Raw genomic sequence first — 23,501 nt, 5'->3', positions numbered from 1 at the left:
GCGCCCAACTTGCAGGCGTCGTCTGCGGCTAACTGACCTTAAAGAGATTCACTGTGAAAGTGTTGACTGTTTTTGGCACCCGGCCTGAAGCCATTAAAATGGCTCCTCTGGTGCATGCTTTGGCTCAGGATGAAGCCTTTGAATCAAGAGTTTGTGTCACTGCTCAACATCGTGAGATGTTGGATCAGGTGCTGCGTTTATTTGAGATTCAGCCGGATTATGATTTGAATATCATGAAACCGGGACAGGGATTAACGGAAATAACCTGCCGTATTCTGGAAGGGTTGAAGCCTGTTCTGGCGGAGTTTAAGCCAGACGTTATCTTGGTACACGGTGATACCACGACAACGCTGTCGACCAGCCTCGCGGCATTCTATCATCGTATCCCTGTTGGCCATGTTGAAGCAGGCTTACGCACTGGGAATCTCTATTCTCCGTGGCCGGAAGAAGCCAACCGTCAACTGACGGGCCATCTTGCCATGTACCATTTTGCGCCGACAGAAAACTCGCGGCAAAATCTGTTACGTGAAATGGTGCCGGAGAACCGTATTTTTGTCACGGGTAATACCGTGATTGATGCGCTGTTCTGGGTTCGCGATCGGGTGATGAACAATGCAGATTTGCGAGCAAGTTTGGACCAACGTTACCCATTCCTTGATGCCAATAAAAAGATGATTCTGGTCACTGGCCACCGCCGTGAGAGTTTTGGTGGCGGGTTTGAGCGGATCTGTAGTGCATTGGCTGAAATTGCGCGTAAACACCCTGACGTTCAGGTGGTTTATCCAGTACATCTTAATCCGAATGTCAGTGAGCCGGTTAACCGCATCTTGAAAGGGATTGATAATATCATTCTGATCGACCCGCAAGATTATCTGCCATTTGTTTACCTGATGAACCACGCGTATCTGATCTTGACGGATTCCGGTGGTATTCAGGAAGAGGCGCCTTCATTAGGTAAGCCAGTATTGGTCATGCGCGATACCACAGAGCGCCCGGAAGCTGTCGATTCCGGTACAGTTTTGTTGGTTGGCACTAATATTAATAAAATTGTCGATGCAGTGACCCGCTTACTGACTGATGAAACTGCCTATCATCAAATGACACGGGCGCATAATCCTTACGGTGACGGGCACGCCTGTCAACGCATCCTTGAAGCTTTAAAGAATCATCAGGTGACGCTATGAGTTTTGAAACTATTTCTGTTATCGGTCTTGGGTATATTGGCCTGCCAACTGCTGCTGCTTTCGCGTCGCGCAAGAAGAAAGTGATTGGTGTTGATGTCAACGCCCATGCAGTTGAAACCATTAATCGCGGTGCTATCCATATCGTGGAGCCGGATTTAGATAAAGTGGTGAAGATTGCTGTCGAAGGGGGTTACCTACAAGCAGTAACCAAACCACTGGCAGCAGATGCGTTTCTTATTGCCGTCCCGACCCCATTTAAAGGCGATCATGAGCCAGATATGGTTTTCGTCGAATCAGCCGCTAAATCTATCGCCCCGGTGCTGAAAAAAGGCGATTTAGTGATTTTGGAGTCGACTTCTCCGGTCGGCGCGACTGAACAAATGGCGCAATGGCTGGCCGAAGCTCGCCCTGATTTGAGTTTCCCGCAACAAGCGGGTGAAGATGCTGATATCAATATCGCCTACTGCCCTGAACGTGTGTTGCCGGGTCAGGTGATGGTCGAGCTGATTCAAAATGACCGTGTTATCGGTGGTATGACGCCAAAATGTTCTGCCCGAGCCAGTGAGCTGTACAAAATCTTCCTCGAAGGTGAGTGTGTGGTGACTAACTCCCGCACCGCTGAAATGTGTAAGTTGACTGAAAACAGCTTCCGCGACGTTAACATTGCTTTTGCCAATGAGCTATCACTGATTTGTGATGAGCAAGGCATCAATGTATGGGAGCTGATTCGCCTAGCGAACCGTCATCCTCGGGTGAATATCTTGCAGCCGGGACCAGGTGTCGGTGGTCATTGTATCGCTGTTGACCCATGGTTTATCGTTTCTCAAAATCCACAGTTGGCCCGCCTGATTCACACCGCACGTCTGGTGAATGATGGCAAACCACTGTGGGTTGTTGACCGAGTTAAAGCCGCCGTGGCGGATTGTCTGGCGGCGACTAACAAACGTGCATCTGAAGTGAAAATTGCCTGCTTCGGCTTGGCATTTAAGCCCAATATTGATGATCTGCGTGAAAGCCCAGCGGTTGAGATTGCTCATTTGATCGCAGAATGGCATGCCGGCGAAACATTGGTGGTTGAACCCAATGTGGAGCAATTGCCGAAGTCTCTGGCGGGTCACGTGACTCTGAAAGACACAGCAACAGCCTTGCAGCAAGCTGATGTGTTAGTGATGTTGGTAGATCACAGCCAATTTAAGGCAATTAAACCGGAAGATGTGAAGCAATCATGGATTGTTGATACCAAAGGAGTATGGCGTTGAAACGTATTTTAGTGACAGGCGGAGCCGGTTTTATTGGCTCCGCAGTGGTAAGACATATTATCAATGGCACCTCAGATAGCGTGGTGGTGGTTGATAAACTTACCTATGCCGGCAATTTGGAGTCACTGGCTGTAGTCGCGCAAAGCGAGCGCTACGCTTTTGAACAAGTTGATATCTGTGACCGCGCAGAGCTGGATCGAGTTTTTGCGCAGTATCAGCCAGATGTCGTGATGCATCTGGCGGCAGAAAGCCATGTTGACCGCTCTATTGATGGCCCGGCTGCTTTTATCGAAACTAACATCGTGGGTACTTATCAGATGTTAGAGGCAGCGCGTCATTACTGGCAGCAACTGAGCGCTGAGGCAAAACTGACGTTTCGCTTCCACCATATCTCGACAGATGAAGTCTATGGCGATCTGCACGGTACCGATGATCTCTTTACTGAAACTACTCCTTATGCGCCAAGTAGTCCCTATTCAGCCTCTAAGGCATCCAGTGACCATTTAGTGCGCGCCTGGTTGCGAACTTATGGCTTACCCACCTTGGTGACCAATTGCTCAAATAACTATGGCCCGTATCATTTCCCAGAGAAATTGATACCACTGGTTATCTTGAATGCATTGGCGGGCAAACCTCTGCCAGTTTATGGCAATGGCGCGCAAGTTCGTGATTGGTTGTATGTTGAAGATCACGCGCGCGCTCTGTATCAGGTAGTTACTGAAGGCGTGGTGGGTGAAACTTACAATATCGGTGGTCACAATGAGCGTAAGAATATTGAAGTAGTTGAAACCATCTGCACCTTATTGGATGAATTGGTACCTGAAAAACCTGCCGGGATTGCTCACTATCGTGACTTGATTACCTATGTCAAAGACCGGCCAGGGCATGATATGCGTTATGCCATTGATGCTGACAAGATTGAACGGGAATTGGGTTGGAAGCCACAGGAAACGTTCGAAAGTGGCATTCGCAAAACTATTGACTGGTATTTGAGTAATGAATCATGGTGGCGTCGTGTTCAGGATGGTTCTTACGCCGGTGAGCGTTTGGGCTTGAGTGACTGAGTCAATTGGTTCTGACCTATTGTAGGTCGTCCCGTGATAGGCAAGAAATCTATTAATCATTGGAATGACGTTATTGTTTGATTTTAATAACGTCTTGTCCAATGGTTTCAGGAGTGAGTATGAAAGGCATAATTCTGGCTGGTGGCTCAGGCACAAGGCTGCACCCCATCACCCGTGGCGTCTCTAAGCAGCTGCTTCCCGTCTACGACAAACCGATGATTTACTATCCGCTGTCAGTGCTGATGCTAGCAGGGATTCGCGATATTCTGGTTATTTCTACTCCAGAAGATTTGCCATCATTCCAGCGTTTACTGGGCAATGGCGATGAGTTTGGTATAAAGCTAAGTTATGCCGTACAGCCTAGCCCTGATGGGTTGGCACAGGCATTTCTTATTGGCGAAGAATTTATTAATGGTGAATCGTGCTGCTTGGTGCTTGGCGATAATATCTATTTTGGCCAGTCTTTCAGTCCAAAACTAAAAGCGGTCGCTGCTCGTCCGCATGGTGCGACAGTCTTCGGTTATCAGGTCATGGATCCTGAACGCTTTGGTGTGGTGGAGTTTGATGACAACTACCGCGCATTATCTCTTGAAGAAAAACCCAGTCAGCCGAAGTCCAACTGGGCGGTGACTGGGCTTTATTTTTATGATAGTCAAGTGGTTGATTTCGCTAAACAAGTTAAGCCATCCTCTCGTGGTGAGCTGGAAATCACCAGTATCAACCAGATGTACTTAGATCGCGGTGAGCTAACGGTTGAATTGCTAGGGCGTGGTTTTGCCTGGCTGGATACCGGTACCCATGACAGTTTGATTGAAGCCAGTACCTTCGTACAAACCGTTGAAAAACGTCAAGGTTTCAAGATTGCCTGTCTGGAAGAGATCTCTTGGCGTAATGGCTGGTTAGATAACGACGGTTTAAAACGCGCAGCAATTGCGCTGGCAAAAACCGGTTATGGCAAATACCTTTCGGATTTACTTAATGTTCATCCACGCCAATATTGAGCCTCTGGCTTGGGAAAGTGAGTTTTTCCAACGGCCGAGTGCAAAACTTCATTTCTCCGACTCAGCCCCGCAAGTTAGCCCGGCTGAGTTGGACGCTTTTACCCTTACCCAAGCTAAAGTTCCGACCCATCGCCTTGATCTGATTGATGCCCTCGGCCAGCTTGGTTTCAAGCTAGTTGAAGGGGAAGTCGATCTGTCGCTGTCAGTAGAAGATACGATTGGCACGGAAAATGCTTCCTTTAAGGTTGATGCTGGAGCCTATCAACATCGAGTTGCAACCACAGAGGATATTCCACTGTTGCGCAATGTGGCTGGCGCTGCTTTTGCATTGAGCCGTTTTCGTGCCCCGTGGTATGACCCACAGGATAGTGGACGATTTTATGCATTGTGGGCTGAAAAGGCGGTGCTAGGTACATTCGACCATCAATGTTTATTGGTGATGGATTCGTCAAGGCAACCGGCGGGTTTTGTCACATTACGTGACCTGCAAGATGGTAGCGCACGTATTGGTCTGTTGGCGGTATTCCCCGATGTGCAGGGGAAGGGCATAGGTTTGTCATTAATGTCGGCGGCGAAGCAGTGGTGCCAGAGTCACGGGTTACACCGGTTACATGTGGCCACACAAATGAGCAATATTGCTGCTTTACGCCTTTATATTCGCAGTGGTGCCTCGGTTGAGAGCACCGCATATTGGTTATGCAGGGGATGAGATGATTCCATTTAATGCTCCACCGGTAGTCGGTACAGAACTGGGCTATATGCAGGCCGCGATGAGTAGCGGCAAATTATGCGGCGATGGTGGGTTTACCCGTCGCTGTCAGCAGTGGATGGAAAAATATTTCGATTGCCCGAAAGTGTTACTGACCCCGTCTTGCACTGCGTCACTGGAAATGGCTGCGTTGCTGCTGGATATCAAGCCCGGCGATGAAGTGATCATGCCAAGTTTCACCTTCGTCTCTACCGCCAATGCCTTTGTATTGCGTGGAGCGAAAATGGTGTTTGTTGATATCCGTCCAGATACCATGAATATCGATGAAACTAAGATTGAAGCGGCGATTACCGACAAAACCAGGGTTATCGTGCCAGTCCACTATGCGGGTGTTGCCTGTGAAATGGATACCATCATGGCGCTGGCGAAAAAACATAATTTGTTTGTGGTAGAAGATGCTGCTCAGGGCGTGATGTCGACTTACAAAGGCAAGGCGTTGGGGACTATCGGCCATATTGGCTGTTTCAGCTTCCATGAAACCAAAAACTACACCGCCGGTGGCGAAGGTGGTGCGACGCTTATTAATGACCCGTCATTGATTGATCGCGCAGAAATTATCCGTGAGAAAGGCACTAACCGTAGCCAGTTCTTCCGCGGCCAGGTAGATAAGTACACTTGGCGTGATATTGGTTCCAGCTATTTGATGTCTGATTTACAGGCCGCGTACCTGTGGGGCCAGTTAGAAGCAGCAGAGCAAATTAACCAACGTCGTCTGGCGCTGTGGCACACTTACTATGATGCTTTCAAACCCTTGGCGGATGCTGGTCGCATTGATTTGCCGGTCATTCCTGGCAATCTGGCACAAAATGCGCACATGTTTTATATCAAACTGCGTGATATCGAAGAGCGTTCAGCTTTCATCAGCTATTTAAAAGAAGCTGAGATTATGGCGGTATTCCACTACATTCCGCTACATGCTTGCCCGGCAGGTGAAGAGTTTGGCCGCATGGATGGCGAAGACCGCTTTACCACTAAGGAAAGTGAACGTCTGGTTCGCTTGCCAATCTTCTATAACCTGACTGATGTTAATCAGAGCACGGTCATTAATACTGTTCTCAGTTTCTTCGCCTGATATGTCTCTGGCAAAAGCATCGATTTGGACTGCTGGCTCTACGCTGATTAAGATCGGCGTAGGGTTGTTAGTGGTTAAACTGCTGGCGGTGACCTTTGGCCCCAGTGGTGTTGGGCAGGCGGGTAACTTCCGCCAGCTAATTACGGTATTAGGCGTGCTCTCTGGCGCAGGTATCTTTAACGGTATTACTAAGTATGTTGCTGAATATCATCAGCAACCTGAACGTCTGCGGGCCGTGTTGGGGACGTCATCAGCGATAGTGCTGGGGTTCTCTACTTTGCTGGCATTGATTTTCCTGTTGGCGGCCAAGCCCGTCAGCATGGCGCTATTTGGTCACAGTGATTACCAGAATGTGGTGCGAGCTGTTGCACTTATTCAGATGGGCATTGCTTACGCCAACCTGTTTCTGGCCATCCTCAAAGGTTATCGCGATGCCATGGGGAATGCGCTGGCGGTGATCGGCGGCAGCCTGATTGGTGTGGTGGCGTATTATATCTGCTTCCAGATTGGGGGCTATCCTGGTGCCTTGGTAGGGCTGGCGTTGGTTCCTGCGCTGGTGGTTATCCCTGCGGGAATAATGCTCATTCGTCGCAAGACTATTCCCTTAAGTTATCTTAAACTTAGCTGGGATAAAGCCTTGGCGAGCCATTTGGGTAAGTTTACCATTATGGCGCTGATTACGTCGGTGACCTTGCCGGTTGCGTATGTGATGATGCGTAACTTACTGGCTGACCGCTATGGCTGGGATGCGGTCGGGATTTGGCAAGGGGTGAGCAGTATTTCAGATGCTTATCTACAATTTATCACAGCGTCATTTACCGTCTATTTGCTCCCTACGCTGTCGAGACTCAAAGATAAAGCGGCGATTTCCCGAGAAATCCTGCGCTCATTGACGTTCGTCTTGCCAGCAGTGGCAACCGCCAGCTTGATGGTTTGGCTGTTACGTGACTTTGCGATCTGGCTGCTGTTTTCTCACCAGTTCACCGCAATGCGTGACCTCTTCGCCTGGCAGTTAGTGGGCGATGTGTTGAAAGTCGGGTCGTATGTATTCGGCTATTTGGTTATCGCCAAAGCCTCTTTGCGTTTTTATATTTTGACGGAAGTAAGCCAGTTCTTACTGTTGACTGGGTTTGCCCATTGGTTAATCCCAATGAATGGCTCCTTGGGCGCGGCACAGGCCTATATGGCGACTTATATCGTTTATTTCGCACTCTGTAGCTGCGTATTCCTTATGTATCGTAGACATTCATCACCGTAAACACTCTTTACAGTAGAAAAAAATGACAACCCTGATTCATGTACTGGGATCTGATATCCCGCACCATAATCTAACTGTGCTGCGCTTCTTTAATGACGTGCTGGCCACTCGTGTGCCAGCAGAGCAGGTGCGGCATTTTATGGTTGCGGCCAAAGAGACAGCGGCTTTTTCATCATTCCCTCAGTTAGATATCGAGACGCACAGCAATAAGAAAACTTTAGCTGAGGCAGTTATTGCCCGTGCGCAAGCTGACCGCAGCACTCGATTCTTCTGGCATGGGCAATTTAATGCCACTTTGTGGCTAGCCTTGCTGAGCGGGAAAATCAAACGGCACCAAGTCTACTGGCATGTTTGGGGGGCTGATTTATATGAAGATGCCAAAAACTGGAAGTTTCGCCTGTTTTACATCCTGCGCCGCATGGCGCAAGGGCGCGTCGGCCATGTTTTTGCCACGCGTGGCGATTTAATTCATTTCCAACAACGTCATCCGCGGGTGCCAGCATCACTGCTCTATTTCCCAACGCGTATGGACCCGACATTAACGGGCATCAATATTGAAAAGCCTCTTGCTGGGCCAATGACGATTCTGGTTGGCAACTCTGGCGATACCACCAACCGCCACATTGAAGCACTAAAGGCGATTCATCAGCAATTTGGTCCTGATGCCCGCGTGATTTTACCGATGGGGTATCCGGCTAACAATCAGCTGTATATTGAGCAAGTTAGGCAAGCTGGTCTGGCGCTGTTTGCACCAGAGAATTTGCGCATTCTGACGGAGCAGATCCCGTTTGATGATTATCTGAATATCTTGCGTGAATGTGATCTGGGCTACTTTATTTTCAATCGCCAGCAAGGAATCGGCACTCTGTGCTTATTAACCCAGTTTGGGGTGCCTTTTGTCCTAAGCCGCAAGAATCCGTTCTGGCAAGATTTAGCCGAGCAGCATATTCCAGTGCTTTTCTATGGCGATTCATTAGACGAGCCTTTGATTCGTGAAGCACAACGCCAATTAGCTGGATTGGATAAGCACGCTATTGCATTCTTTAACCCTAATTATATTGAGGGCTGGCAACAAGCGCTGGCACTTGCCGCAGGAGAACACCCATGACGCTGGGCCAATTTGGCGGTCTTTTCTGTGTCTATCTGATGGCAGTGATTTTTATCCTGACGTTGACGTATCAGGAGTTTCGGCGTGTTCGCTTTAACTTCAATGTGCTGTTTTCCATGCTCTACTTGCTGACGTTCTATTTTGGTTTCCCACTCACCTGCATGTTGGTGTTCCAGTTTGGGGTCGAGGTGGTGCCGGTTGAGTACTTACTGTATGCCATGCTCTCTGCCACGGCGTTCTACGCTATTTACTATGTGAGTTATAAGACTCGCTTGCGTAAGCCGCGCAGCCAGCCACGGGCGCCGGTATTTACCATGAATCGGGTAGAAACCAATCTGACCTGGATACTGTTGGCGCTGGTGGCCATCGGTACCGTCGGTATCTTCTTCATGCAAAATGGTTTCCTGCTATTTAAGTTGGATTCTTACAGCAAAATCTTCTCCAGTGATGTCTCTGGTGTTGCTCTGAAGCGCTTTTTCTACTTCTTCATCCCGGCGATGTTAGTGGTCTATTTCCTGAAACAGGATATGCGCGCCTGGTTCTTCTTTCTGGCCAGCACCGTCGCATTTGGCATCCTGACCTACGTTATCGTCGGCGGGACTCGCGCGAATATCATCATCGCGTTCTCATTATTCCTGTTCATTGGTATTGTCCGTGGTTGGATAACCCTGTGGATGCTGGCGGCAGCTGGCGTCTTTGGGATTGTCGGCATGTTCTGGTTGGCCCTAAAGCGCTATGGTTTGGATGTTAATGGCGCAGAGGCGTTTTATACCTTCCTGTACCTCACGCGAGATACGTTCTCGCCGTGGGAGAATCTGGGCTTGCTGCTGCAAAATTACGACAAAATAGATTTTCAGGGGTTAGCACCGATTATCCGTGATTTCTATGTGTTTATTCCCAGTTCCCTGTGGCCTGCTCGTCCTGATTTGGTACTGAATACCGCCAATTACTTCACTTGGGATGTGCTGGATAATCACTCTGGGCTTGCCATCTCACCCACCCTGATTGGATCTTTGGTGGTAATGGGCGGCGTGTTGTTCATCCCGCTGGGCGCCATCGTGGTGGGGTTAATCATTAAATGGTTTGATTGGCTGTACGAGCAAGGTAAAGCAGAAACTAATCGCTACAAAGCGGCCATTCTGCAAAGTTTCTGTTTTGGGGCGGTATTTAACATCATCGTGTTGGCACGAGAAGGATTAGATTCCTTTGTCTCGCGGGTGGTGTTTTTCTGCGTGATTTTTGGTGCCTGTCTGGTACTGGCAAAATTGTTGTACTGGTTGTTCGATACGGCGGGTTTGATAACGCAGCGGGTACAGCGCGGCGTTGGTAAATCTAAGAGTCTATCTGGGCCTCAAGTGGGCAGCCAACTGTAAGGATCGTAATGGAACCGAATACTGCTACTCCAAAAGAGATTGAGATTGCTAAAGAACCCGGCATTGCTAAATATAATGTTCGGGGCTTCGACATCTGGGGTTTTCGTGACATGGCCCAGACGCTGGATCATCTGCTGAGCAGTGGCCCGGTGAAGACCGGTACGTTGGTGGCAATGAATGCAGAAAAGCTGCTGAAAGCTGAAGATGATGCCGCGCTGCGTGAACTGATCTGTGAGGCGGAATATCTGTATGCCGATGGTATCAGTATGGTGCGAGCTATTCGGCGTAAATACCCGCAGGCGAAGCTCTCAAGGGTTGCGGGAGCTGACTTATGGGAAGCTCTGATGCAGCGCGCGGGCCAGCAAGGGACGCCGGTATTTTTAGTCGGTGGCAAACCTGACGTTCTGGCAGAAACCGAAGCTAAACTGCGCGCGCAATGGAATGTCAATCTGGTGGGAAGTCAGGACGGTTACTTTACTCCCGAGCAACGTGACGCTCTGTTTGCTCGGATCGCGGCCAGTGGTGCGGCGATAGTTACTGTGGCCATGGGGTCGCCTAAGCAGGAAATGTTTATGCGTGACTGCCGTAAAATACACCCGAATGCGCTGTATATGGGCGTAGGCGGCACTTACGACGTCTTTACCGGCCATGTTAAACGTGCGCCTAAGGTATGGCAGAATCTGGGGCTGGAGTGGCTTTATCGCCTGCTGGCTCAGCCAAGCCGCATTCGCCGTCAGTTCAAACTGCTCAAGTTTGTTGGCTATTATTACAGCGGCCGTCTGTAATCATGTGCCCAAAGCAGGGTCATTCTGGCCCTGCCGTTATAAAACTTCCTCTAGCTATTTCCTCGATCAATACCAACCTGTCTTAATTCCATTATGGAATCAATTTTTATATTTTTATTCCATAAAGTTTTAGTTTCTTGTTTGCTAATCTAGCTCAGATACGGAACGATACGCGCCGGCTAGGGTTTTATGGACATTATTGCTTTTTATTATGAGCTGTTTCCCTATGCTTTAGCCTGCAATCGCTAATGTATTAATTATTAGGCTGGATACTTTAATTCGGCTTTTTTGCATCGCGGCATTCTATTAATAAAAACAACCGGGAATCCGGAACGGACACACACCAGTAAGTTTACAGAGGATATATGGCAGATAACGAAGAGAAAAAAGGATTACACCGAGGGCTGGAAGCCCGGCATATCGAACTAATAGCATTGGGTGGAACTATTGGTGTCGGGTTGTTTATGGGCTCTGCCAGTACATTGAAGTGGGCTGGGCCGTCAGTATTACTGGCTTATATTATTGCCGGTTTGTTTGTGTTCTTCATTATGCGCTCAATGGGTGAAATGCTGTATCTGGAGCCAGTTGCGGGCTCTTTCGCCGTGTATGCACATAAGTATCTCAGTCCCTATTTCGGCTATCTGACCGCTTGGGGCTATTGGTTTATGTGGATAGCCGTGGGAATCTCTGAAATCACCGCTATTGGGGTATATGTCCAGTTCTGGTTTCCAGAGATACCGCAGTGGTTACCCGCCATTGCCGGGGTCGCCATCGTGGCGCTGGCTAACCTGGCCGCAGTCAGATTGTATGGCGAGCTGGAGTTCTGGTTTGCGATGATCAAAGTGACAACCATCATTGTGATGATTCTGGTGGGGCTGGGGGTAATCTTCTTCGGCTTTGGTAATCATGGTCAAGCTATTGGTTTTGATAACCTGACCGCCCATGGCGGCTTCTTTGCTGGGGGTTGGAAAGGCTTCATGTTTGCGCTGTGTATTGTGGTGGCGTCTTATCAAGGGGTGGAGCTAGTGGGGATTACGGCAGGTGAAGCCCGGAATCCTAAAGTGACATTGAAGCGCGCCATCAATAATATTCTCTGGCGTATCCTGATTTTCTATGTCGGGGCCATTTTTGTCATCGTCACTATCTTCCCGTGGGACGGTATTGGGACCACAGGCAGCCCGTTTGTCCTGACCTTTGCCAAGATCGGGATAGTTTCAGCCGCAGGGATTATCAACTTTGTGGTACTTACCGCCGCCCTGTCGGGGTGTAATAGCGGTATGTATAGCGGTGGGCGCATGCTGTATGCCTTGGCGAAGAATCGCCAGCTACCTGCTTGCCTGACAAAACTGTCGGCCAGTGGTGTTCCGGTTTATTGTATTGCCGTTACGATCATCTGTCTGATGGTGGGGTCTAGCCTCAATTACATTATTCCTAATCCACAGCAGGTGTTTGTTTACGTTTACAGTGCCAGCGTATTACCAGGCATGGTGCCGTGGTTTGTGGTGTTGGTGAGCCAGCTGCGTTTTCGTCAGGCACATAAAGAGGCCTTGAAGCAGCATCCGTTTAAATCCATCATGTTCCCGTATGTAAACTACCTCACTATCGCTTTCCTGATTTGTGTCTTGGTCGGCATGGGGATTAACCCGGATACCCGCTTATCTTTATTAGTCGGGATTATTTTCCTTGGATTAGTGACGGCATGCTATTTTGCGCTGGGAATGCATAAAAAGGCTCCGCTCGAAGCAAAACGGCTATAAAACCAGCGAACAAGGCGGAGTGGGGGCTAGTAATAGCTGACTTTTGTGGCAGAGTGAGCAAAGCGTAAGCAAACGCATCATTTCTTCTAAAAAAGCACTAGACAGCCAAGCATTAAAACCGTAGTATCCCCACCCGCAACGGCGCTAAGCGCCCGTAGCTCAGCTGGATAGAGCGCTGCCCTCCGGAGGCAGAGGTCTCAGGTTCGAATCCTGTCGGGCGCACCATTAATTTTGTGTGCAAGAGCTGCGGTGGTAAGATTGCCGCGTAGGACGAAGTAAGCTGTATGAAGTGATGGTGGCTATAGCTCAGTTGGTAGAGCCCTGGATTGTGATTCCAGTTGTCGTGGGTTCGAGTCCCATTAGCCACCCCAAATTTTTGTGGAACATGCGATGGTGGCGGAATTGGTAGACGCGCTAGCTTCAGGTGTTAGTGTCCTTACGGACGTGAGGGTTCAAGTCCCTCCCTTCGCACCACACAAAACATGTAGATTTTATTAAGATTTACATGGACATAGGTCGAGAGACCATGTAGAGTGAACAGTAAGAAATCGGCGAGTAGCGCAGCTTGGTAGCGCAACTGGTTTGGGACCAGTGGGTCGGAGGTTCGAATCCTCTCTCGCCGACCAATTTCAGAAGAAACCCCGCAATGCGGGGTTTTTTTTCGTCTGCATTTTGTCTCCATCACCGTGATTTACGCGGTATGCCCGTTGGGGTCTCTTTCCTTGTTAGCGACTATCCACAATCTCTTGCCAACCCAAAATCCTGACAGCCACAAGCCATATTGGCACCCTTTGATCAAATTGGCCTGATGGCATGAGCAAAGCTGCGGTTTATTGGGCCAAAGTGTGGGTGTTGGCTTTTTGCGACAAAGGATGAATACTTTGTCTCTGATAGGTGACATATAACCAACTGATAAATATTAAGAAAATAATCGGTCAGTTATAACGTCGTTTTGTAGCGACAGATCACTCTAGATGTCGATGTCTTGGTACCGTAGGTGAGGTGCCTAGGGTGGTGGGGAAAAGTAAAAATAAAATTATTATTTATCAGTCAATTAAAAGTCTGTTGATGTTTAGTTGAGTGAAACTCCTGTGTAAGATGCGATTTGGCACGCTAAGTGCAATATCTATTATGTAGATGCTCATCCCACTTATTATGACAGCCTGGTTTTTATAACCAATTGTGCTTCATAAACCCAGGGATGATGCAGAGCCGATTTTAGGGTGCCTATTGTCCATGTAAACGATGTTGAATATCTTCATCACATACCGGGCATAACGTTGAGTGAGGCACCGACATTGTTGTCTGTAGACCTGAAAATTTTAGACGCTTGCCCATATCGGCAAGCGTTTTTTTTTGCAAAAAATAAATAACATAAAGGCCCCCGAAGGAGCCTTTATATTGCAGTTTAAGTTGAACCAAGGAGAAACGTGCTCTTAGGTGCGCTCACTCCTTGGCTCACCGCGGGTTAGCAATCAAAGAGATTCGCCATTTTGCTTTAGTGTCAGCAATAACCCTTCACGGCGAGCCTGTGCGGCATTCTCAGGGCGGTGCAGTTTATCCAAGGCATCTGCCAGCCATGCATAATCATACCCGTCTGGACGCTGTGCAAGCGCAGCTTTGAAGGCTTCACAGGCTTTCTCCCACTCACCGTGTTTGAGCATCAACTGCCCCAAGGTACTGTTGAGCAGCGGTGTTGCACCATGCTGTTTGATTTGCTGGCGCAATGATTTCTCTAACGGATCTGGATTACCAGACTGGAGACGCGGGATCAGCAGCACCAAGCGCTCATCATACTGGCGTTTCAGACTGTCCAGAATGATCTGCTGGGCGACATCGTGATCATCACATTCAATCAAATGCTCAGCCAACGCGACTTGCAGCGGGATCTCATTGCGTACTTTACGGCTTTGATCTTTCCACCAACGTTTTAGGCCATCACTGCCTTCTTCCGCCATACATTGATTCATAATGCCGATATAGGCTTGCTGCTCCAGGGCGGCAATCTCATCTGGGGTATGTACCTGAACCTTGCCCATTGCCGGTAGAATTTCCAACAGTGAGCTGTAAGCTCCAGAACGCAAGTAAGCAAGTTCGGCCAGACGCAGCACTTCAGGATGGCGCGGTGCCTGATCTAATAGACGGTCAACACCGTGGCGTGCCGCGTGGACATGCCCTTGCGCCAGTTGAATTCGCACTCGGGTAATATCCACTGGCAACTGCTCAGTATCGGCGACTTCTGCCGCGCGTTCGAGATATTGATTAGTGCGGAATTCATCACCACGTTGCTGAGCGGCTTCAGCCGCCAGTAAGTAGTTCACCATTGGCTGCTCAGCATGGTCGGCATTGCGGGTCAGTAACTTCTCAACCTGTTTGAAATCACCTTCGGCCAGTTTAATCAATGCCGCTTTGGTCTGCTTGCGGGCGCGGGTACGTTTGCGGCCCATAAACCAGCCACGGGTGCGCGCACCGGTACGGAAAATACGGCGCAGTATCCATTCAATGATCAGGAAGGCTACCAATACCAATATCAGCATGATGACCAAGCCGGTCACACTGGTTTCAACGTTATAGTTGTCGGTTTGGATCAGCACATAGCCCTGATGCCCGGCGAGCATTGGGCCCAGCACTATTCCGGCGGTCAGAATGAGGAATAACAGTAACACTCGCAGCATACTTATTCCCCCTGAGCAGCAACTGGCGTTTGTGCCAGTAAGTTACGGACCCGGGTTTGCATCAATTTTTCCAGCATTGGCTGGCTCTTCAATTGATCAGGCACGTCCATTGAGATTGATTGCTGACTTAGACTCTCCAGTTCATCCAGGAAAGCCTTGGTACTCGGGTCGTTTACATCAAAATAAGCGCGAACCCAGGTGGAGATGGTCTCCAGCGACTGTTTATACACTTCATCTTGGTGGCGGGGCACCGCTTGTGCTGCAACCAGCAGGCGGGAGCGAATATTTTCCCGCAAATAAACGTCCTGATTCGGTGCCAACAGCGGCTCCGCGCTACTATCACGGCGGCGAATAGTAATAAAGTCAGCTATAAAGCTGTGCCAGCTTTTGGCTAGATTCTGACGCCATTCAGATAGCGAGCTGGATAATTCGTCGCTATTGGCATCCATGGGTGAATCATCAATGTTGTTATCTGCCAGGCGTAGGTTATCCACCTGATTCGATAACTGGTTAAGTTTGAGGATGATGCCGTCAAAATCGACCTGACTGACCGCAGAAAGGGCACTGATATCCTCGGTCAATGCTCGGCGAACCTCGATAAGGCTTGGGTCATTCATGTCTGCCAAACTGGCATCAGCACTTTTCAGTAAGGTCGCTGCGGTGGTGACGTCTTGATCACTCCACAGTTTGCGCCCGGCCATTTTTACCAGAAAATCAGCTTGTGCCAGCAGCCAGGTTTTAGCATCGCTACCTGAAATCGTGGCGACTTTCTCCTGCAACTCATTAAGTTGGCGGATCAGCGAAGTCTGTTGGCGATCGGCGGCTTCCAGCGCTTTACCCTGCTGTTGCAACAATGACTCAAGCTGCTGCTTTTCTTGCAATTGGCTCTGTTTAAGTTCCGCCAACTGTTCTTGCAACGCGAGCGTTGCGGCATCTTGTAACTGAGCCTGTTGGTGTCCGTGATAATAAAGCCCGGCACCTAGCGCGATGGCCAGTGCAATAGCAATGGCACCCAGAATGGGGCCGGTTCGTTTCTCCCGGCGGACTTCTGGTGCTGGCTGTTGGTGCCTCTCAGCCGCGGTGGTTGTCTCTTCCACTGGTGCGGATGGGGTATTTTGTTCCGTCATATTGGGCATCCCATAGTCAGGTTTCAGGTTTATTGAAATTCTTGTAGCGCGCGGATCAGCGCGTCATTATCAGCATTCTCTGCTACCCGGATATCACTCCAGCCCATTTGGGCCGCTAAGGCAGCCAAGCGATCACTCACTACCACCAAGCGGCAGCGTAGCAACCAGGAAGAACGATAATAATCAGGAACTAAAGTATAGATCTGTTGCAACATTTCGCCGCTGGTTACCACCAGAATATCGACGCCGGAGCGTTGCCAGTGCGCACTCTGTTCACTGCCATCATAAAAGATCGGGCTGCGCTGATAACATTCACAAAAAGTGACGGTTGCTCCCCGCTCAGCCAAGCTTTCACCCAGTAGCTCGCGCCCACCATTCCCGCGCAATAACAGTGCCTTTTTACCGGACAGTTTTTGCAGGTCGGGCAATGACAGCAGCATCTCGCTGGTCTCTCCCGTTGGTGGGAAAGTGACGTGCAAGCGGCTGGCGGTATGCAGTGCTAATGCAGTGTTACGTCCAATAGCATAATAAGATAACTGCGCGGGCCATGACAGGTTATTTCTTTTTAACAGCGGGTTAGCGTAGCGGATGGCATTCTGTGATAGGGCAAAAACCAAGTCGCCAGCCTGCATTTCTTGCAGTAATGCTGGTAATTTGGGTAGGTCATCACCGGGTGAGAAATCAATCAATGGCGCATGATAGGCAACCCGGCCCAGCGCACGCAGGCGGCTGACTAACTGCTCTCCGGAAGGGGATGGGCGGGTGACCAGAATCGTCATAGCGGCGCATTATCCTGATAAACTTCAGCTAGTATTTCCCGCGCGCCCCGAGATAGCAGCTCATCGGCCAGTTCAATACCCATTTGCTCTGCATTTTCAGCCGGGCCTCGGCGTTCGCCACGAATAATTTCACTGCCGTCGGGTGCTCCCACCAGTGCGCGAAGCCACAATATATCGCCTTCCAACTCAGCATAACTGCCAATTGGCACCTGACAACCGCCTTCAAGACGAGTATTCATCGCCCGCTCTGCACAAACCCGTAATTCAGTTTCGCGGTGATTCAGTGGCGCCAGTAGCTGGCGTGTAAAATCATCATCCAGACGGCATTCAATACCGACCGCACCCTGACCGACAGCCGGCAGCGACTCTTCGGCGGGCATTGCAGAGCGAATACGTGTTTCCAGACCGAGGCGCTTAAGGCCTGCAACAGCCAGAATAATCGCGTGATAATCACCATTATCCAGTTTAGCAAGACGAGTGCCGACGTTACCTCGCAGATCGCGAATAATCAGATCCGGACGGCGTTCACGCAATTGACACTGGCGGCGCAGACTCGAGGTACCGACAATGCTACCCGCGGGCAGGTCGTCCAAGTGCGCATAATTTGTCGAGACGAAAGCATCGCGTGGATCATCACGTTCACAAATAGTGACCAAGCCCAGCCCCTCAGGGAAGGCAATGGGCACATCTTTCATGGAGTGCACGGCAATATCCGCCCGACCTTCCAGTAATGCCAGTTCTAACTCTTTGACGAACAAGCCCTTACCGCCAACTTTTGCCAGTGGCGTGTCCAGAATGATATCCCCACGAGTCACCATCGGGACCAATTCAACTTGCAAGCCGGGGTGATTGGCTTGCAATAAATCTTGAACATAATGTGCTTGCCATAAGGCGAGCGGGCTTTGTCGCGTAGCAATTCGAATAATTTTGTCTAACATTGCTTGTTACCGTTTTATATTTTATGGCCCATCCTACCATCGACCGATGAATACTGTCAGTGCGGTAGCCACAAGTGCAGGGCGGGTAAGAGCATAAGAAAGCAACTATTGTAACAAATGCACGGCGAGATAAGCGGTTTATACCTTTGACGGGTGACTAAACTGCAATACCGATGACTTTGGCTATAGATAGGCATTATAATTGTTGGGATAGCTTTACTTTCTTTACGGTCAATCGGCAAGGTGTTAGATTGATCACGTTTCCAGCAATAATTCGTTAAATATTCTTCAAACAAAATGTTTTTTGGTCACTTCAACAAAATGTACATTCTTTGGGTGAAGGTCAAATAAACAATAAACAAATCTGGAACACGGGTTTCTTTCTAAGCACCGGAACAATCAGGCGAGACGTCTTGTACCTCTACATCGAGACACTGAAACAGCGACTGGATGCGATCAACCAATTACGAGTCGATCGCGCCTTGGCGGCCATGAGGCCAGCCTTCCAAAAGGTCTACAGTCTGCTACCGACCCTATTACATTGTCATCACCCGCTGATGCCGGGTTACCTTGATGGTAACGTTCCCCATGGCATCTGCCTTTTCACGCCTAATGAAACACAGCTGGATTATCTGTCTGAGGTTGAAGCCAAATGGGGCCAGCCTTTGCAGCAGAGTGTCGGCGGCGAATTGCCGATTACCGGCGTTTATTCTATGGGAAGCACTTCATCTATTGGTCAGTGCCATACATCCGATCTGGATATTTGGGTCTGTCACCAAGCCTGGCTTGATTCTGAAGAACGTAACCGCCTGCAAAAAAAATGTAGCCTGCTGGAAAAATGGGCCGCATCAATGGGGGTTGAAGTTAGTTTCTTCCTAATAGATGAAAACCGCTTCCGCCACAATGCCAGCGGTAGTTTGGGCGGTGAAGATTGCGGTTCAACCCAACATATTTTATTACTGGACGAATTTTACCGCAGTGCGGTGCGTCTGGCCGGGAAACGTATTCTTTGGAATATGGTTCCGGTCGAAGAAGAAAATAATTACGATGATTACGTGCTGTCGCTCTACGCGCAGGGCGTATTAACGCCGAATGAATGGCTGGATCTGGGCGGTTTGAGCACCCTGTCAGCGGAAGAGTATTTCGGCGCTAGCTTGTGGCAATTGTACAAAAGTATCGATTCGCCTTATAAGGCGGTACTGAAAACCGTCCTGCTGGAAGCTTATTCTTGGGAATACCCCAACTCCCAACTATTGGCGATGGAAATCAAACAGCGCCTGCATGCCGGTGAAATCGTGGCGTTTGGCCTCGATGCTTACTGCATGATGCTCGACCGCGTCACTCGCTATCTTACTCAAATCAATGACACGACTCGGTTGAACCTGGTGCGTCGCTGTTTCTATCTGAAAGTGTGTGAAAAATTGTCGCGCACGCCAGCGAGTGCGGGTTGGCGACGTGAAATTCTCAGCCAATTGGTCAGTGAATGGGGCTGGAGTGACGAGAGTTTAGCGGTATTAGATAACCGCGCTAACTGGAAAATTGAACGTGTGCGCGAGGCACATAACGAGTTATTGGATGCGATGATGCAAAGTTATCGTAACTTGATTCGTTTTGCGCGCCGCAACAACTTAAGTGTCAGCGCCAGCCCGCAGGATATCGGGGTATTGACCCGTAAACTGTACGCAGCATTTGAAGCTTTACCGGGTAAAGTGACACTGGTTAACCCGCAGATTTCACCCGACCTTTCTGAAGAGCATTTGACCTTTATTCATGTTCCAGCGGGCCGAGCTAATCGCCCCGGCTGGTATTTGTATAATCAAGCGCCGTCGATGGATGCTATCGTCAGCCATCAGCCGCTGGAATATAACCGTTATCTGAATAAATTGGTGTCGTGGGCTTATTTCAACGGCCTATTGACCAGCAAGACCCGGTTGCACATTAAAAGCGCCAATCTGTGCGATACCGTGAAACTGCAAGAGTTGGTGACTGATATTTCTCACCACTTCCCGCTACGGCTACCCGCACCGACACCGAAGGCGCTGTACAGCCCGTGCGAAATTCGCCATTTAGCGATTATCGTCAATCTGGAAAATGACCCGACCGCCGCTTTCCGCAATCAAGTGGTTCATTTTGATTTCCGTAAACTGGATGTTTTCAGTTTTGGCGAGCAGCAGCAGTGTCTGGTTGGCAGTATCGATTTGTTGTACCGCAACTCATGGAACGAAGTGCGAACCTTGCATTTCAGTGGTGAGCAGGCGGTATTAGAAGCACTGAAAACCATTTTAGGCAAAATGCATCAGGATGCGGCTCCGCCAGAGTCGGTGGATGTGTTCTGCTATAGTCAGCATTTGCGTGGTTTGATTCGCACCCGTATCCAGCAACTGGTTTCTGAGTGTATTGATCTGCGCTTGTCCAGTACCCGTCAGGAACCGGGCCGTTTTAAAGCGGTGCGGGTGTCCGGCCAGACTTGGGGGCTGTTCTTTGAGCGCCTGAGTGTCTCGGTCCAGAAATTGGAAAATGCCGTCGAATTCTATGGTGCAATTTCCAATAATAAACTGCATGGGTTATCGATTCAGGTCGAAACTGATCAAATTCATCTGCCACCGGTGGTTGACGGTTTTGCCAGCGAAGGGATTATTCAGTTCTTCTTCGAGGGTACTGCAGATGAAAAAGGCTTTAATATTTACATCCTGGATGAGACCAACCGGGTTGAGGTTTATCACCATTGTGAGGGCAGTAAAGAGGAGTTAGTGCGGGATGTTAGCCGTTTCTATTCATCTTCTCACGATCGTTTTACCTACGGCTCCAGCTTTATCAACTTCAACTTGCCACAATTCTATCAAATTGTGCAGTTAGATGGCCGGACTCAGGTAATTCCGTTCCGCAGCAATACCTTATCTCATCTGCATATTGTTGATAAAGATGCCAGTGCACCCGCACAACAATTTCAGTTACATTGATATGTCTACAAAACATAACCAATAAAAACAGTGTTATTGGTTATGTTTGATGGGCAATAAATTTAATCTAAATCGTGCTGCATTAATTCTCCATCTTTTGATATATTATTTTTAGCATTTTCATTGCAATAATATTCAGAGTAAAACATAACAGTATCAAAGTGTGTTGCTGAGTTCTTTTCTATAAAAGGCTTCTGTTTATCAATTATTTCTTTGTAAATATTGGTCGTTAATCTTTTTTCTTCAATAGCAGTGAGTACCGAACGTGAATTTTTCAGCATGAATTCTAAATGTTTTTGATCAACAGGTTCACTTAAGTACATATAATGAGACATATTGGTTAACATTGAAAAAGGCAATTCACCTAAGTGAAGAGCAAAGCAATCCCGAATAACTTGGCTAACCCTGCCATTAGCATTTGGCAATAAATGCAGATATTGAAAATCTGATGTTAACTTAAATATCCCAGCAATATCACCTTCAGCATGAACATTCACTAATTTACGTGCAAATTGGTGAATTGCGTCTCTTTTTTTCTCAACGGAACCATCCGTTATTCCATTTATTCCTATTAAAGAATTATCATGATTGGTAACAATATCTAATTTATATTTTAATGTATCGAGTGTTAATGTTTCATTTTTTATCTTGTTATCTATGATATCCTTAACATTAAAAATACTTTTGCTCATTGTTATAAATGAGCTGTCACATTTGACGTTTATGATATCTTGGATAGTTAACAGCTCGGCAAGGTTTTCTATACTGTAACCTACTCTTCTTACTTTATCCTCATAGTGGCTATTTTTGTCATTGTAGATAGCATTTAACCTTGAAAGTAAGAGGGTATATCCTTTTATCATAAGGGCATTATCATCTTCCTTGCAGCCCTTAAAACCAGCATCTTTCGTGTTATAGGCAATAATAGGATTTAGCTTGTGGGTGGCTTCAACATATAAGTAAGGAAGCAAAATCTGTAATTGTTTATTATCTAGTTTAGATAATCTTGCTTGCATTTTGCTTTCTGTACCCAAAGAGGCTCTGAATGCATTTATGGCATTATTCTCTTGATGAAGAGTATCATTACTTTTAATTTCCCCTACACACTCTACTATTTTTGCATATTGTTCCTCAGCAGAGAGAGGAAGTAGACGGATATTATCCAGATCTACTCTTGTATCAATAATGTTAGTGTTGTTCCACTGTATGCCCGTTAGTTTTGCGCCGTAAAGAATAGCATGACTCAGATTGGTGTTCGTCATATTGGTAGAACGAAGATCAGCATTTGTGAAATCAATATCGGATAAATTAAGATTGCTTAGGTCCACACCTTGAAGATTACATCCATTATAAACTGTCACTCTACCAGCAGTATTATTTTCGCATTGTTCTTTTATTATCTCTCTTTTTAATGCTCTAAGCGAATTTCGTTCTGCCTCTGTATGACATTCTGATATATCTTCATTTATTATTTTAATTTTTTCGGCGTCGCTAAGAATATGATTTTGAGTATCATAACAATTTAAATTCGGATTTATATTATTTGAAGGACATATCATTTGCACTTGTTCCTATAAATAATTATATGTAGAGAAGGTAAAGAGTTTCTGGGGGTATTATTCCATGGTGTTTCTATTCAATATACCGGGTATTAGCCTTATTTAGTTTCGGCAGCAGTAGATAGGCAGGTTATATGTCAGATGTTGCCATGCCAGCCGGTGATTGGGCTGGCATGGTTTAGTGTGGTTAGCCGAAATGCACTGCTTCGCCCGCTTGGGCGGTGGCCGCTTCAGATAATTTGTGGAAAAACTCTTCGCCGCTGCGCGAACAATACCAGTGCCCTTCACGGTAATCAAAATGGTAGCCGCCGGTTTTAGTCGCCAGCCATACCTGATGCAATGGCTCTTGGCGATTGATCACAATCTTGCTGCCATTTTCGAAAGTTAGGGTCATCACCCCGCCATTAGTTTCATAATCGATATCACTATCGCCGGTAAAACTATCCAGTGTCTCTTCAATGCAAAGCATCAATTGATCGGCTAACTGATGAAACTCGCTATCGTTCATATTCAATTCCTATTGCTTTTCATGATCCACCTGCGATTATAGAGACCTTGGGCGCAAGAATTACAGGCATTAATACGAATACCTGCGTCAAAACGCTTTATTGATATCAAAACAGGTTACAGGCATTAAAAAATGAAAAATAAATTATGTTGGCTGTTAACGGCAATGATGGTGCTCGCGCTCTCCGGTTGTGGTCTGAAAGGCCCACTGTACTTCCCACCATCGGATAAGCCAAAAGTAGAAACAACCAAGCAAGATAGCGGCAACATTGAGCGTAATCAGCAGAATCCGCAGAACCAGAGCATCGCCGGGCCTCAGTGATTAT

The 23,501-nt window shown here is 48.0% G+C and carries 19 protein-coding genes and 4 tRNA genes; 17 read left to right on the top strand and 6 right to left on the bottom strand.

Features of this window, described 5'->3' with window-relative positions; genetic code table 11:
* Positions 1 to 53: 53 nt before the first annotated feature.
* The 15 genes from wecB (at position 54) to N0H69_RS21000 (ending at position 13,256) form a co-directional block, all read left to right on the top strand.
* On the top strand, positions 54 to 1,184 hold the full coding sequence (gene wecB, locus N0H69_RS21070; protein ID WP_050110879.1) for a non-hydrolyzing UDP-N-acetylglucosamine 2-epimerase: 1,131 nt from the start codon (positions 54 to 56) through the stop codon (positions 1,182 to 1,184).
* Positions 1,181 to 2,443 carry a UDP-N-acetyl-D-mannosamine dehydrogenase gene (gene wecC / locus N0H69_RS21065; RefSeq protein WP_050123916.1) on the top strand — a complete coding sequence of 421 codons (1,263 nt, stop codon included), beginning with the start codon at positions 1,181 to 1,183 and terminating at the stop codon, positions 2,441 to 2,443. Before wecB ends, wecC begins: the two co-directional genes overlap by 4 nt.
* Positions 2,434 to 3,507 carry a dTDP-glucose 4,6-dehydratase gene (gene rffG, locus N0H69_RS21060; protein WP_172665472.1) on the top strand — a complete coding sequence of 358 codons (1,074 nt, stop codon included), beginning with the start codon at positions 2,434 to 2,436 and terminating at the stop codon, positions 3,505 to 3,507. The genes wecC and rffG overlap by 10 nt, the downstream gene beginning before the upstream one ends.
* A gap of 119 nt (positions 3,508 to 3,626) precedes the next feature.
* Positions 3,627 to 4,508 carry a glucose-1-phosphate thymidylyltransferase RfbA gene (gene rfbA / locus N0H69_RS21055; RefSeq protein WP_050152157.1) on the top strand — a complete coding sequence of 294 codons (882 nt, stop codon included), beginning with the start codon at positions 3,627 to 3,629 and terminating at the stop codon, positions 4,506 to 4,508.
* The gene (gene rffC, locus N0H69_RS21050) at positions 4,486 to 5,217 is read left to right on the top strand and encodes a dTDP-4-amino-4,6-dideoxy-D-galactose acyltransferase (RefSeq protein WP_050152156.1); all 732 of its coding nucleotides are present in this window, start codon (positions 4,486 to 4,488) and stop codon (positions 5,215 to 5,217) included. The genes rfbA and rffC overlap by 23 nt, the downstream gene beginning before the upstream one ends.
* 1 nt (position 5,218) lies before the next feature.
* Positions 5,219 to 6,349: a dTDP-4-amino-4,6-dideoxygalactose transaminase gene (gene rffA / locus N0H69_RS21045; protein ID WP_050123913.1), complete on the top strand. Its 1,131-nt coding sequence runs from the start codon at positions 5,219 to 5,221 to the stop codon at positions 6,347 to 6,349.
* A 1-nt stretch (position 6,350) separates the two neighbouring features.
* A complete protein-coding gene (gene wzxE / locus N0H69_RS21040; RefSeq protein WP_050152155.1) occupies positions 6,351 to 7,607 on the top strand; it encodes a lipid III flippase WzxE in 1,257 nt (418 codons plus the stop codon).
* A gap of 22 nt (positions 7,608 to 7,629) precedes the next feature.
* Entirely contained in the window at positions 7,630 to 8,715 is a 1,086-nt protein-coding gene (locus tag N0H69_RS21035) for a TDP-N-acetylfucosamine:lipid II N-acetylfucosaminyltransferase (protein ID WP_050123911.1), read from the top strand.
* Positions 8,712 to 10,088: an ECA oligosaccharide polymerase gene (gene wzyE / locus N0H69_RS21030; RefSeq protein ID WP_050152154.1), complete on the top strand. Its 1,377-nt coding sequence runs from the start codon at positions 8,712 to 8,714 to the stop codon at positions 10,086 to 10,088. The genes N0H69_RS21035 and wzyE overlap by 4 nt, the downstream gene beginning before the upstream one ends.
* A gap of 8 nt (positions 10,089 to 10,096) precedes the next feature.
* A complete protein-coding gene (gene wecG, locus N0H69_RS21025; RefSeq protein ID WP_050152153.1) occupies positions 10,097 to 10,873 on the top strand; it encodes a lipopolysaccharide N-acetylmannosaminouronosyltransferase in 777 nt (258 codons plus the stop codon).
* A gap of 365 nt (positions 10,874 to 11,238) precedes the next feature.
* The gene (gene thrP, locus N0H69_RS21020) at positions 11,239 to 12,630 is read left to right on the top strand and encodes a bifunctional threonine/serine APC transporter ThrP (RefSeq protein WP_050152152.1); all 1,392 of its coding nucleotides are present in this window, start codon (positions 11,239 to 11,241) and stop codon (positions 12,628 to 12,630) included.
* Between the two features lie 148 nt (positions 12,631 to 12,778).
* Positions 12,779 to 12,855 (top strand) — tRNA-Arg (locus N0H69_RS21015).
* A gap of 70 nt (positions 12,856 to 12,925) precedes the next feature.
* Positions 12,926 to 13,001 (top strand) — tRNA-His (locus N0H69_RS21010).
* A gap of 16 nt (positions 13,002 to 13,017) precedes the next feature.
* Positions 13,018 to 13,104, top strand: a tRNA-Leu gene (locus N0H69_RS21005).
* A gap of 75 nt (positions 13,105 to 13,179) precedes the next feature.
* Positions 13,180 to 13,256: transfer RNA gene (locus N0H69_RS21000), tRNA-Pro, on the top strand.
* An 849-nt stretch (positions 13,257 to 14,105) separates the two neighbouring features.
* On the opposite strand, the gene hemY is transcribed toward N0H69_RS21000, so the two are convergent.
* Genes hemY through hemC form a run of 4 tightly spaced genes read right to left on the bottom strand, consistent with a single transcriptional unit; the run spans position 14,106 to position 18,149 of the window.
* Positions 14,106 to 15,305, bottom strand: coding sequence for a protoheme IX biogenesis protein HemY (hemY, locus tag N0H69_RS20995; RefSeq protein WP_151420007.1), 1,200 nt, complete (start codon positions 15,303 to 15,305; stop codon positions 14,106 to 14,108).
* Positions 15,306 to 15,307: 2 nt separating this feature from the next.
* Complete coding sequence (gene hemX, locus N0H69_RS20990; protein WP_050152150.1) at positions 15,308 to 16,432, bottom strand: uroporphyrinogen-III C-methyltransferase; 1,125 nt, start codon at positions 16,430 to 16,432, stop codon at positions 15,308 to 15,310.
* A gap of 29 nt (positions 16,433 to 16,461) precedes the next feature.
* Positions 16,462 to 17,211 carry a uroporphyrinogen-III synthase gene (gene hemD / locus N0H69_RS20985; RefSeq protein ID WP_050135683.1) on the bottom strand — a complete coding sequence of 250 codons (750 nt, stop codon included), beginning with the start codon at positions 17,209 to 17,211 and terminating at the stop codon, positions 16,462 to 16,464.
* Entirely contained in the window at positions 17,208 to 18,149 is a 942-nt protein-coding gene (hemC, locus tag N0H69_RS20980; protein WP_050152149.1) for a hydroxymethylbilane synthase, read from the bottom strand. The genes hemD and hemC overlap by 4 nt, the downstream gene beginning before the upstream one ends.
* A 413-nt stretch (positions 18,150 to 18,562) precedes the next feature.
* Between hemC and N0H69_RS20975 the strand changes: the two genes are divergently transcribed.
* On the top strand, positions 18,563 to 21,109 hold the full coding sequence (locus N0H69_RS20975; protein ID WP_050123906.1) for a class I adenylate cyclase: 2,547 nt from the start codon (positions 18,563 to 18,565) through the stop codon (positions 21,107 to 21,109).
* Positions 21,110 to 21,171: 62 nt separating this feature from the next.
* Here the strand turns inward: N0H69_RS20975 and N0H69_RS20970 are convergent, their stop codons facing one another.
* Positions 21,172 to 22,668: a pentapeptide repeat-containing protein gene (locus N0H69_RS20970; protein ID WP_050152148.1), complete on the bottom strand. Its 1,497-nt coding sequence runs from the start codon at positions 22,666 to 22,668 to the stop codon at positions 21,172 to 21,174.
* Positions 22,669 to 22,855: 187 nt separating this feature from the next.
* Complete coding sequence (cyaY, locus tag N0H69_RS20965; protein WP_050147113.1) at positions 22,856 to 23,176, bottom strand: iron donor protein CyaY; 321 nt, start codon at positions 23,174 to 23,176, stop codon at positions 22,856 to 22,858.
* A 132-nt stretch (positions 23,177 to 23,308) separates the two neighbouring features.
* Between cyaY and lptM the strand changes: the two genes are divergently transcribed.
* The gene (gene lptM / locus N0H69_RS20960; protein WP_050109686.1) at positions 23,309 to 23,497 is read left to right on the top strand and encodes an LPS translocon maturation chaperone LptM; all 189 of its coding nucleotides are present in this window, start codon (positions 23,309 to 23,311) and stop codon (positions 23,495 to 23,497) included.
* Positions 23,498 to 23,501 lie beyond the last annotated feature (4 nt).

This window comes from Yersinia alsatica, from assembly GCF_025133195.1.
In the GTDB taxonomy this organism is placed as follows: Bacteria; Pseudomonadota; Gammaproteobacteria; order Enterobacterales; family Enterobacteriaceae; genus Yersinia; species Yersinia alsatica.
The sequence above is the reverse complement of the archived record's forward strand: the minus strand, read 5'-3'. Positions and strand labels throughout refer to the sequence as shown.

Excerpts from the sequence above, each read along its gene's own strand:
- wecC (WP_050123916.1), top strand. The coding sequence starts at position 1,181 with ATGAGTTTTGAAACTATTTCTGTTATCGGTCTTGGGTATATTGGCCTG.
- rffG (WP_172665472.1), top strand. The coding sequence starts at position 2,434 with ATGGCGTTGAAACGTATTTTAGTGACAGGCGGAGCCGGTTTTATTGGC.
- rfbA (WP_050152157.1), top strand. The coding sequence starts at position 3,627 with ATGAAAGGCATAATTCTGGCTGGTGGCTCAGGCACAAGGCTGCACCCC.
- rffC (WP_050152156.1), top strand. The coding sequence starts at position 4,486 with ATGTTCATCCACGCCAATATTGAGCCTCTGGCTTGGGAAAGTGAGTTT.
- rffA (WP_050123913.1), top strand. The coding sequence starts at position 5,219 with ATGATTCCATTTAATGCTCCACCGGTAGTCGGTACAGAACTGGGCTAT.
- wzxE (WP_050152155.1), top strand. The coding sequence starts at position 6,351 with ATGTCTCTGGCAAAAGCATCGATTTGGACTGCTGGCTCTACGCTGATT.
- N0H69_RS21035 (WP_050123911.1), top strand. The coding sequence starts at position 7,630 with ATGACAACCCTGATTCATGTACTGGGATCTGATATCCCGCACCATAAT.
- wzyE (WP_050152154.1), top strand. The coding sequence starts at position 8,712 with ATGACGCTGGGCCAATTTGGCGGTCTTTTCTGTGTCTATCTGATGGCA.
- wecG (WP_050152153.1), top strand. The coding sequence starts at position 10,097 with ATGGAACCGAATACTGCTACTCCAAAAGAGATTGAGATTGCTAAAGAA.
- thrP (WP_050152152.1), top strand. The coding sequence starts at position 11,239 with ATGGCAGATAACGAAGAGAAAAAAGGATTACACCGAGGGCTGGAAGCC.
- hemY (WP_151420007.1), bottom strand. The coding sequence starts at position 15,305 with ATGCTGCGAGTGTTACTGTTATTCCTCATTCTGACCGCCGGAATAGTG.
- hemX (WP_050152150.1), bottom strand. The coding sequence starts at position 16,432 with ATGACGGAACAAAATACCCCATCCGCACCAGTGGAAGAGACAACCACC.
- hemD (WP_050135683.1), bottom strand. The coding sequence starts at position 17,211 with ATGACGATTCTGGTCACCCGCCCATCCCCTTCCGGAGAGCAGTTAGTC.
- hemC (WP_050152149.1), bottom strand. The coding sequence starts at position 18,149 with ATGTTAGACAAAATTATTCGAATTGCTACGCGACAAAGCCCGCTCGCC.
- N0H69_RS20970 (WP_050152148.1), bottom strand. The coding sequence starts at position 22,668 with ATGATATGTCCTTCAAATAATATAAATCCGAATTTAAATTGTTATGAT.
- cyaY (WP_050147113.1), bottom strand. The coding sequence starts at position 23,176 with ATGAACGATAGCGAGTTTCATCAGTTAGCCGATCAATTGATGCTTTGC.
- lptM (WP_050109686.1), top strand. The coding sequence starts at position 23,309 with ATGAAAAATAAATTATGTTGGCTGTTAACGGCAATGATGGTGCTCGCG.